This window comes from Moellerella wisconsensis, assembly GCF_022592395.1.
Taxonomy (GTDB): domain Bacteria; phylum Pseudomonadota; class Gammaproteobacteria; order Enterobacterales; family Enterobacteriaceae; genus Moellerella; species Moellerella wisconsensis.
The window spans coordinates 1627356-1639372 of sequence record NZ_CP093242.1 but is presented as its reverse complement, the minus strand read 5'-3'; the positions used below and the strand labels follow the sequence as shown (position 1 = coordinate 1639372).

Sequence of the window (12017 nt, the reverse complement as noted above, 5' to 3'; positions counted from 1 at the left end):
ATTACATGCCAACATTTATCGCGACATGTGCAATTAAACCTGTTTAGTCTCTAGATCAAACATAGTCTGGTATAAAAAACAGCCTTGTTCAAAAACGTTTGAAGTGCCAGAGCCTATCGAGGTTCTAGTACGAACCCATCCATTAACTGCCAACTCTTTAGCATGGTCAACATACAAAAGCGAGGTTCACATGGCAATTCGGTGTAGCTATGCCTAGAAACAGAACTATGGATTTAAATAATTACTGTATCGCCCGAAAAAACAGAATATACACTAACATTAGCATAAACATACGGCTTAACCGCTTCATAACAAGGTAACGTTCTCCTCGCTTTCTCATCTTTTCTACTCTGTTCGATGCATATTCCCAGATCTATAAAATTATTATTTCAATACAACAATAAGAGATATTGATTCTTCGACAACAACAACCGCAATGAATTGCAGTTACTCTCAGCCAAACAGATGTTCGCCTGTGGTGCTTGTGACCTAAAATCCACCGAACAATGGATTGCACTGTAGCCATAAAGAAAAAAGCAGCATCATAAAAAATAGACAATAAACTATATATATTAAATATAACAACTTATTACTCCACAGATGAAGACGAAACCATGAATAAAACCAATAATTTATTTATCTCATTTATTTCAGTATTTAGCCATGGAATAGATATAAACAATAGGATGCATAAACCTTAAAAATTTTACTAGCTCATTTTATGCTAATGTTAGTTGTTCTGCTCTACGATAAAAGAATAATTATTCGCCTATTTTACAATAATTAAAAACATTTTATCTATGTTAATTAATAAGATAGAAACATGTTCATATACAATTTAGATTATTATTTACTTTCAGCATCAAGAATAAAATCCCAAACCTCAGTATAAGTATTAATTCTTATTATTTTTCTATGATACCGCATAACTCATTAATAATAACGTCATGCTAACTATCACTATTTAAAGATTCCTTACCAAATTTTAATACTCCTCTTAATTATCATTTACAACTTTACGGTAACTTAAGTTATTATTAATAATCATAATAATTTACACATGTCCTAATAACATCTTGATATATTAATAAAGAATAAAAAACAACTCAGTTATGAGGTTCTCATGTGATTTAAATCTATTTTAGCTTTAATTTAAATCACAAAAATAAAAAAATAATATTTAACCCTAGAATAACAAATTAATGACATGCTAGTGATGTAGTTATTTCTACTAAAGTTGCAAATAAAAATATTTACCTTCAAAAAAACTGTATTTTGTATTTAAATGTAAGTTAGATAAAGAAACTATTAAATTGTTCTAGATATTATTTCAGTATGAAATTTCACATTTAAAACAAAAACCAATCAATTCTTATTTTAAAGTTAAAAAAACAAGTAAAATATTATCATATAAATACACTTAACAACTACTTTCCACTGCTATATTGTTTCTCTATTCAATCCAAATGCGATTAAGTGATGTTACTTAATTATTAAATAAACCTAATCTTATGTCATCAATCGTGACATTTATAATCAAAATATTTCATCAATATAATAAGTTCATTATATTTCAAGATCATACAACAATAAGTGTCTTTATTAAACAAATATACAAAAGTAATAATTAAGTTAATTTGGCATCAAATAATTAACATTTAATCAATGTAATTCTCGAAACCACTCATAAAAAGAGTGATAATAGATTAAAATTGAGCTAACATTTAAATCATAAAGTAAATATGCATGATTTTTATCTTAATTATTTAAAACACTGAATCAGTAGTTAATCACTACTTATTACACCCCCTTTTTCAATTTGAATTACAACTTAGTAATTCAAATTGTATTTTATATAAATATTACTTCAGGAATTAAATTATGAAATTAAAAAATAAATTTATCATTGCAGTGTTAACAACTGCAGCAGCAACATCATTCACTTATGCCGCTGGTAACCAAGGCCAAGGTTCAGGTAAAGTACAATTTCATGGATATATTATTGATGCACCATGCACAGTTATTTCCCAAGACCCTATTGAAGTTGAATTTGGTCAAATTTCACGTAAAGTTTTACAACTGAATAATAATACAGGTGAAAGCTCAATTCAGCCATTTGCAATTGAATTAGCTAATTGTACATTTGATGAAGCACGTAAAGATGGAGATGATGTAATACCTGGTGAGTATGTTGGTGATAAAGTGAGTGTAACCTTTTCATATGGTGCAGCTATGGGTGGACAAGATGAAAATGGTGACCCAATTACTTCAGATATGATTGGTTTTGATGGAACAGGAAATATGGGTGCAGGTATTGTTATTGCATCTAACAATACTACCGTTAAAAATGGTGAATCATTACCACCACAAAAACTTCAAACTGGACCAAATACATTAGGCTTTACTTCTTATGTTAAAGGATTAGGCATCCCTGATGCAAAAGATACTCCTTCAATTCAAACAGGGGAATTCTATGCAACAGCTAACTTTACTTTAAGCTATGAGTAATCCATTATATAAATAACTAAAAACAACAAGGCTAACTATATTATTAGCCTTGTTATTATAATAATTGTTTTAAAATTACAGCAATTAGCGTATTTATACTTAGATTCTAGGAAGGCTTATGTTAGCCATACCAAATAATACCTCTTGTTATAAATATAAATTTGTAACTATAGCGGTATGTTTATTTATAGGTACATTTTCTTCTAATATTCACGGCGATAACGATGTTAAATTCAGCGTTAATATGCTGAATTTAGATGACAATGAAAATATTGATGTGTCAAAATTTTCAAAATCTAATTATATCCAGCCAGGCACCTATAACATGGACTGGCAGGTCAATCAATTAAAAATATTAGAACAAAAATTCACTATTTATCAAGATGAAAAAAATACGGATAATACTGTTCTTTGCATTCCCGAAGAATCAATTGAAACATTAACCTTAGATAAAAAAACCTTAAAAAAAATAAAAATGACCCATAATGGAGAATGTTTAGATTTTAATTCACTTCCCGGGGCATCATACAAAGTTGATTTTAGTAATCAAACTCTTTATATAACCATACCTAAAATGTTTATGGAGTATTCAGAGGAAAATTGGGAACCCTCTTCTCGTTGGGATGAAGGTATCCCCGGATTTTTGCTCGATTATAATGCGAATATTAGTTCTACGCATGATAATAGCCTAGCCTCAGAAAATTTATTGATCAATGCGAATGGTGTCGTTGGAATCAATTCAGGTCCTTGGCGATTAAGAGGTAATTGGCAAACATCTAATGGATACGGCAAAAATGCAAATGCCAATAACTCAACCAAGCTTACACAGTTTTATGCTTATAGAGCGATAAAAAACCTTCAATCACGTTTATTAGTGGGAGAAGATTTTTTAGACTCTAATTTATTTTCCAGTTTTAGATTTATTGGGGGATCGATGATGACAGATCAAAATATGATCCCTCCTAATCTGCGTGATTATGCTCCCGAAGTATCGGGCGTTGCAAATTCAAATGCTCTAGTTATTATTTCTCAGAATGATCGCGTTTTATATCAAACACAGGTTCCTTCAGGGCCATTTACCATTACTGAGCTTCCAAGTTATGCTAATGGAGAGTTGAATGTCAGAATTGAAGAACAAAATGGTTCTGTTCAAGAATACCAAGTAAATGCAACCTCAATTCCTTACTTAACAAGACCGGGCAGTTTTCGATATAAAATTTCAACTGGCCGCCCCTCAAATGATGATAGGCAAACTATAGGTTCTACATTTGCTTCGGGTGAATTTTCATGGGGAGCAAGCAACAACTGGTCATTATTTGCAGGTAGCTTAAATAATCATGATTACAACTCTTTTTCTATAGGCTTAGGGCGTAATCTATATGACATTGGTGCAATTTCATTTGATATTACAAAAAATTATGCCAATATCAAACAACAAAATAGTGAAACTAATAAAGGTACGGCTTATAGAGTCAACTATATTAAATCATGGGCAGAAATTCAGTCCCAGCTTCGCATGTCGTTAGTTAAATATAATAATAATTTTTATTCCATGTCAGATTTTTTATATTCTGATGTTTATAATTCAACACAACAAAAGAAAAACAAAGAACAATATTCTGTATCATTAAATAAGCAATTTAGAGATACCAGAATCTCAACCACCTTGAATTATAATTACAAAACATACTGGAATAATGATAAAAGTGATTATCGTTATGATCTCGTACTGACTAAATACATTGATTTTTCTAATTATAAAAATATCTCATTAAATTTTAGTGGTTATAAAGGCCGCAACATGAATTATGATGATAAAGGTTTTTTCTTTAGTGCATCTATTCCTTGGGGAAACTCATCAAATCTAAATTATAATTTTATATCTGATGATAATTATATGAGCCATACTGTTGGTCTCTATAATAGAGTTGATGAAAAATTAAATTATCGTTTGAATATTGGTAGTAATGACTCTAGGGCTAATGTAAATACATTCATAAATTATGATGCTGATAATGTTAAATTAAATTTAGCGGCAAGTTATACTCAATCTCAATATAAATCAATTAGTTTTAACGCTCAAGGTGGAATGACATTAACCAACCAAGGCGGTGCTTTTCATCGGACGGGAATTGCAGGTAATACCCGAATTTTAGTTGATACCGATGGTGTTGCAGGTATTCCTATTAAGGGATATAGCATACCAACTTATTCGAATATATTTGGTAAAGCTATATTGCCTGAAGTTAGAAATTATTATCGAAATAAAATTTCAATCGATTTAAATCAACTACCTAATAATGCAGATGTTATAGATACTGTTGATTTAGCAACAATGACAGAAGGTGCAATAGGCTATCGTAAATTTCAAATACTATCAGGACAGAAAATGATGTCCGTTATTAGTTTACAAGATGGATCTCATCCTCCATTTGGTATAGACGTATTTAATCGTAAAATGCATAATATTGGAATTGTTGGGGAGAATGGTTATACCTATCTTGCCGGTTTAATTCCTAATGAGTCAATTATTATTAAATCAAATGAAAGTCAATGCGAAATTAAATTACCAAATGAGCTTCCGTCGGAAGATAAAACATTATTCTTAGTTTGCACTGAAGTCACACAGTAATAAATATAATTATTTTTGAGGTTTTTATGTATAAGATAATAAAAATTATATCCATTAGTAGCATGTTATCTATTAGTTTTTGCGCACACGCCGCATTATCTCTAGATAGAACTCGGATTATTTTCAATGGCGACCAGAAATCAGTTATATTGAATGTTTCTAATAATAGCAACTCATTACCTTATTTAGCCCAATCATGGATAGAAAATACTGAAGGCAAAAAAGTACCAACTCCTTTTGCTATATTACCGCCTATTCAACGGGTCGAAGTAGGTAAACCGACACAAATAAAAATTGAAGCATTACCCATTATTAAACGAGATCTACCACAAGATAGAGAGAGTTTATATTATTTTAATTTTAGAGAAATACCACCCAAAAGTGACCAGGCAAATGTATTACAATTATCAATACAAACTAAAATAAAACTATTCTATCGGCCAAAAGATATCATTGTTACAGGTACAGATATTAATAATAACCCATGGCAACCAAAATTAACGCTCAGTAAAAATGGAACTAAAATTACCGCTAAAAATCCAACTGCCTACTATACGACAATTATTGGAATAACAGCGGCTAAAAATAAAAAAACATTGACGGATTTCAACGCTTTTATGGTTCCACCTTTTGGAGAAAAAGCATTAAATATAGATTATTCTTTAATGGGTACTTCTCCTATTTTAACTTATATCGATGATTATGGTGGAAGAGTTAAAATGAGCTTTGCATGTAACACGACGAATTGCACCTATATTAAAGATTCTTTAGTAAAATAATGGCAACTTAACCAAAGGTAAATACAATGAAAATAGTATCTCAACTTATTTTTCTGTTTTTAACCTTTTTATATATACATGTATCATTGAATTCTGCCATGGCAGAAAACTTAGGTATTTTACAAACAAGAATTGTAATACAAGGTACTCTTATAGGTAATACCTGTGACATCGAAAATAATGATATAAAAGTAGATATGGGTCGTTATACCAATAAAGACCTTCAATTTCACGATAGGATGCCCAGTGTTCCTTTTGAGATCCATATCAAAAATTGTGGTGCTGACTTCGAAAATGATGCAAAAATTACATTTACTGGCAATGAAAGTTCAGATTTTGATTTACAAGGATTTTTAGCATTAGATTCTACCAGTACAGCCAGTGGATTTGCGATTGGCTTCGAAAATGATACTGGCCGTTTTTTACCTCTCTATCAGCAAAGTAAAATTTATCCCATAAAGGGAGATAGCGGTGTAATGCGCTTTCACGCTTTTTTGAAAGCCAATAAAAAATCAAACAATATCGTTAATGGCGAGTTTTTTGCCACCGCGAATTTTCTAATTGAATATGAATAGAGTTTAGCGCGATAAACACTAAAAATAACGGCGACTCATAGGCTATAATATTATGCTAAAAAAATTTTTATTATTATCTGGCTGTCTTTTCACTGGATATATCAGCGTACACTCCCTTACCGCTCTTGCTGATAATGACTGGTACGTAAGTATCCCTGAATCTATAGTTGATATGAGTGCACCATGGAAAGAACGATTTAAATATACTTCAGTGCTATATTTAACCGAACAAGGATTTAAATCAAAACTCCCACTCCCCTTCGATTGTTCCGTCAAATGCTGGGTGGCGGTAAATACCCAAAATGCAAACAATCCCAGTCAACCTCGTTTTGTCGACCCAGGGCAACCGAATGTTATATTTAAAGGAAATACAAGCGGTGATGCTCTTTCAGCCCTATATCACAATATCGGATCAATGATTTACACTTCCCAAGGTACTGCGCCAGATAGAAGAAACGAAAATATTGAATGGTGTGGCGCTGTTGCTGTATCTCAATCTGGATCAGGCCCTTCATATGTCCTGCTACCTGGTGGTGAATGTGGTCGCCTTCCCCCCGAGTCACTATCATGTGTATTATTAACGCCTGATATTTTAATTGATTATGGCGAATTTCATAAAAGTGATATTTTAGATAATACACTTGATAAACGAAAAAATGGAACATTTAAAATTAAATGTGATAGAGATGCAACTGTTCTATTATCTCTTATCAGTCCAGATGAAGAAAATAGTAGTAATAGAGGAACACGCATTGTTTTTGATACTGATTATGATTTGGTCAGTTATTTAACCGTTAATGATAAAGCAGCTTTAACACCCACCCCCTTTGAGGTAACAGGTGGAGAAAATGGTACCGAATTTAAAGTCACTTCAGAACTAGCTTTAGAAGGTGAACATAAAGTGGTTTTAGGGCCATTTTCTTCCTATGCCTATATTGTTTTATCATACCAATAGTTATTTTAGTGTATTACAATCTAACATAGCGATATTCAAAATATTGCTATATTAGATCCCATCACGAGAACAGTGCCCAGTCCCTTTAAATGAGACAGCTATAATTATATTAACCGCCTATATTTATATCAAAACAGTCCATTGTACTAAGACTCAAATGGGTTTAAAAATTAATACGTAGAATACATAATATGTCAATAAACTCAAACCGAGCAATAAAATCCACGAGAAACAAATGGCCATACAGTAGGAAGTCAATATTTTTTATATTCACATATCTTGAATTATATTAATTAGCAGCTAAATATAACATGAATGACGTCAACAACTAATAATTTCATAGCATAACGAGAGGAATAGTAAAAATAACAGTTAACAATAAATAAGTAATAGATTAAATTGAGCTAATAATTGACAGGTGATCGCAACAATACCAAATGCAATCACAGTATAAATAAGCCCTTTACCACCCCAGACTCTAAACCCTGATCCAGAAAATTTTTCACGGGCTTTTAATACCATAAATGCTGGACAGATAATTGCCCAAATACAGGCGGCCATGCCTGCATAAGCAATCGCAATTAAAAAACCATTAGAAAAAAACATACACAATAATAATGGAGGAGTAAAACATAAGAACGAAGTCTTTAATCGTCCGAGTGAATTATCTTTAAATTTTAATGACGCCAGGATATAGTCGAACAACCCAATTGCCACACCGAGAAATGAACAAAAAACGGCACTAATAGAAAACCATAATACGAACATTTTAATATATTCGCTATTTAATACGGTGTAGAGTGAATCTATAAAGGCATCTAAATTTCCTCCTTGCTGTATTATAGTAATAAATTGCTCTCTGGGTAAGTTTCCCATTGTGCCAATCATCCAGAAGATATAAATAATTAAGGCTAAGACACAGCCAATAATACAGCTTTTAACCACCTTCCATTCATTCTGATGATACAGTTTATATAAACTACAAACATTACCGTGATAGCCGAATGAAGTGATCGCATAAGGAATAACAACAAAAACAAATGGAATTAAGAGTAATTGGCTTTCACCATTAATGGTTTGACTAAAAAGTAATGCGCTTTTAGCATTGATAAATAAACCAGAAAAAGCCAAGATGAATAATATTATTTTAATTGATAAAAATATTGAGGTTAAACGACTAGCACATGTTCCTCCCCACCAGATAGTAGATCCTAATACAATAGTAAATATTATAAATACTATTTTTTGATTAATAATTATCCCATGCAATAAAAAGGCTTCATAAATAACTGAACCTGCAGCCGAGATATATGCGTAAATTAATATATATAATACGAACATCAGTGAAACGTTAGCAAGATAACATACCCATTTGGGTAATAGATGTTTAGATATATGAAAATAATTGGTTCCTTCTCCATATTTTGAAATACATTCAAGAATATAGATACCAGAATGAAACATAAAAAAACAAACTGCTAATAAAATAAAAATAGAGTTAATGAACCAAGCGCCTGACATAATGGTCGGTAAACTAAACATTCCCGCCCCTATCATTGCGCCACCTAGTACAAATCCGCCCACCATAATTGAAGGCTCTTTGTTAATTATAGACGTGCTCATATTTATTCCTTAAAAATATAAGGACAAGGCTCCCATACTGTATGGAAGCCATTATTAGTGACGATTTATTTGATTGGTTTCAGTCGAGCGGTAAAGTGTCTTAATACTGGGGGTTCATATTCAAATTCTAAACCTTTCAGGGTCGCAAATTTTTCTTTTAATTCAATTAATGCATCCGCGATATAATCCATATGATCGTTGGTATACACGCGTCTAGCAATGGTTAAGCGCATAAATTCCATATCGGCATGTTTTTGTTGACCTGTTGCTGGGTCACGACCTAAAAGAAATGACCCAATTTCAACGGCTCGTACACCAGATTCTAAATATAATGCATTAATCACCGCTTGGGCAGGGAATTGATCGCCTGGGATATGCGGAACCAATTTTTTACAATCGACAAATACCGCATGTCCACCAGTAGGATATTGAATTGGAATACCATTTTCACGCAAACGGTCACCTAAATACTGAACTTGTCCGATACGATAATGCAGATAATCCTCTTGCGTTCCCTCTTCTAGACCTTGAACCATAGCCGCCATATCACGCCCAGCTAACCCTCCATAAGTTACAAATCCTTCCATAGGTACGCAGCGTTGACGGACTAATGTAAATACCTCTTCATTATTTTTAATACTGACTAACCCTCCGATATTTAACAGTGGGTCTTTCTTGGCTGACATAGTTAATGCGTCAGCATATTTATACATATCAAAAATAATTTCTTTAATGCTGGCATTTTTATATTGTGGATCACGTTGTTTTATAAAATAAGCATTCTCACAAAAACGTGCCGAGTCCATGACAACAAAAATATCATGCTGTTTAGCGATTTCATAAACTTGTTTTAAATTACTCATTGAAACGGGTTGCCCACCGGCACTATTACAAGTAACAGTAGAAACAATAGCAACCACATTATCCGCGCCATATTCCGCAATATTTTCCTTCAACTTTTGAATATCAAAGTTACCTTTCCAATCATCATATTGCTCAGAATTAAATGCTTTTTCTGTAACAATATTAATTGCTTTACATCCGTTTAATTCGATATGCGCTGCGGTAGTATCAAAATGGAAATTAGAAATAAAGACGGGATTTTCTACTTTGCTATTTTTTTTCTTAATATTTAATAATACGGGAAAAAGAATATTCTCAGCACCACGCCCTTGATGTGCAGGAATAATATAGTCATAGTCAAATAATTCTTTGGCTTTATCTTTTAACTCATAATAGTTTCTTGAACCTGCGTAAGCTTCATCAGCGGTAATCATTGATGCCCATTGCTTATCGCTCATGGCATTAGTGCCAGAGTCAGTTAATAAATCAATATATACAGCATCGCTTGGTAATAAGAATGGATTATATCCAGCCTCTTTGAGTGCAACTTCGCGATCTTCTCGTGAAGGAATACGGATATTTTCTACCATTTTAATACGGAAGGGTTCGACAATTCGTTTAGCCATAATAATACCTTTAATATAAAATCAAATTATTAAACAAACCCATAGTCTTTTATAAAAAAGAGGGTTTGTTAAATTTAAAAAATAAAAAATAAAAAGGATTATCTTTGAGGGAAGAAAAAAGCTAGATCGATATCAATATTAAACCATTTCTTCAATCTGAAGAAACCGCCTAATAGGATGAGAACATTATAGGATGAGAACATACTTTTTTCCTTCTAAGTGAGGAGCTAGTACAGTTAGACTGGATAATATATATAACAGTTAGAGGAATTAAGTAATACTATTAATGTATAAATTGAACAACTATCACACTATTTTTTATTAATACGTTATATTTAAGGCTGAGATCACATAAATTTTATAATATTTATCACAAAGCTAAAATATAACAATTAATGATAATAAATATATTAAACTTTAATAGAAACAAAAATATAATAGTTTCTAAAAATTATATTACTTAATTGAATTATCTTATATTTTTATTATTTGAATATTTAATTGTATTATATGGTGATTGTTATATTATAAATAAAGAAGTGTATAGAAAAGTTAATATTTTTTCATACACTTCAAGCTATATTTATGCCGTAATAAGTTAAATTAGAATACTAATGCCAATGATTATTGAATGCTATAACCACCGTCAATCACTAAATTATGCCCACTGATCATATCGGAGGCATCACTAGCTAGAAATAACGCGCAAGCAGCAATTTCATCAGGATAGGCAAAACGTCCGGTAGGAATTTTTTGTCTCATTGCATCAGCCTTTTCCCCTGACCATGCTTTTTTGCCTAATTCTGTGAGCACAATAGTGGGTGAAATCGCATTGGTTTGAATACCTTTTGGGCTCCATTCCAAGGCTAATACTTTGGTTAAGCCAATTATTGCCGCTTTACTGGCGCAATAAGCTGCGTGTTCAGGAAGAGCAATAACTCCCGCTTGAGAGGCCAAATTAATAATTTTACCGTGCCCATTTTTCAGCATCAATTTTCCCGCGCACTGGCATACTAAGAAAGTTCCTTTTAGATTAACATTCATGGTATTATCCCAATCAGCTTCGCTTAATGATTCCGCTGGTGACAACGCTACCATGCCGGCACAGTTGACCACGATATCTAATGTCCCATAATATTGAACCACGTTATCTATCGCAGAAGTCACTGAATCGGCACAAGTAATGTCACAGGGAATACCCATCGCATGAGTTAATGATGCCGCTGTTTCAATCACCGAGTCTGCCCTATCGAGTAATGCAACTCTTGCGCCTTTAGCGATAAATAATTCAGCAATCGCCAAACCAATCCCTGCCGCCCCGCCAGTAATCACGGCGATTTTCCCATCTAATGAAAAATTATTGTCATAGCCTGTATACTCGCTCGTACTGTTCATACAATAACTCCTTGGTTAGTTATTATGTTGCAGATGAGTCGATTAATAATAAGCACTAAAAAATAACTTATTATTTATATT

Annotated in this window: 9 protein-coding genes; 5 read left to right on the top strand and 4 right to left on the bottom strand. The window is 32.3% G+C overall.

What is annotated here, in order from left to right; translation table 11 throughout:
• The first annotated feature begins 1881 nt into the window (after nt 1-1881).
• From MNY66_RS07375 to MNY66_RS07355, 5 genes are all read left to right on the top strand, one after another.
• Entirely contained in the window at nt 1882-2508 is a 627-nt protein-coding gene (locus MNY66_RS07375) for a fimbrial protein (RefSeq protein WP_241501794.1), read from the top strand.
• A gap of 118 nt (nt 2509-2626) precedes the next feature.
• Nucleotides 2627-5140 carry a fimbria/pilus outer membrane usher protein gene (locus tag MNY66_RS07370; RefSeq protein WP_241501793.1) on the top strand — a complete coding sequence of 838 codons (2514 nt, stop codon included), beginning with the start codon at nt 2627-2629 and terminating at the stop codon, nt 5138-5140.
• 26 nt (nt 5141-5166) lie between these two features.
• Nucleotides 5167-5919 carry a fimbria/pilus periplasmic chaperone gene (locus tag MNY66_RS07365; protein ID WP_047257136.1) on the top strand — a complete coding sequence of 251 codons (753 nt, stop codon included), beginning with the start codon at nt 5167-5169 and terminating at the stop codon, nt 5917-5919.
• A gap of 26 nt (nt 5920-5945) precedes the next feature.
• The gene (locus MNY66_RS07360; RefSeq protein ID WP_052956422.1) at nt 5946-6494 is read left to right on the top strand and encodes a fimbrial protein; all 549 of its coding nucleotides are present in this window, start codon (nt 5946-5948) and stop codon (nt 6492-6494) included.
• 52 nt (nt 6495-6546) lie between these two features.
• Nucleotides 6547-7449, top strand: a complete 903-nt coding sequence (locus tag MNY66_RS07355) for a hypothetical protein (RefSeq protein ID WP_241501792.1) — start codon at nt 6547-6549, stop codon at nt 7447-7449.
• A gap of 372 nt (nt 7450-7821) precedes the next feature.
• On the opposite strand, the gene MNY66_RS07350 is transcribed toward MNY66_RS07355, so the two are convergent.
• From MNY66_RS07350 to MNY66_RS07340, 4 genes are all read right to left on the bottom strand, one after another.
• On the bottom strand, nt 7822-9072 hold the full coding sequence (locus MNY66_RS07350) for an aromatic amino acid transporter (protein ID WP_241501791.1): 1251 nt from the start codon (nt 9070-9072) through the stop codon (nt 7822-7824).
• 65 nt (nt 9073-9137) lie between these two features.
• The gene (locus tag MNY66_RS07345; RefSeq protein ID WP_241501790.1) at nt 9138-10541 is read right to left on the bottom strand and encodes a tryptophanase; all 1404 of its coding nucleotides are present in this window, start codon (nt 10539-10541) and stop codon (nt 9138-9140) included.
• 98 nt (nt 10542-10639) lie between these two features.
• On the bottom strand, nt 10640-10744 hold the full coding sequence (tnaC, locus tag MNY66_RS18045) for a tryptophanase leader peptide (RefSeq protein WP_072165946.1): 105 nt from the start codon (nt 10742-10744) through the stop codon (nt 10640-10642).
• A gap of 421 nt (nt 10745-11165) precedes the next feature.
• A complete protein-coding gene (locus MNY66_RS07340; protein WP_241501789.1) occupies nt 11166-11936 on the bottom strand; it encodes an SDR family oxidoreductase in 771 nt (256 codons plus the stop codon).
• Between the last annotated feature and the right edge of the window lie 81 nt (nt 11937-12017).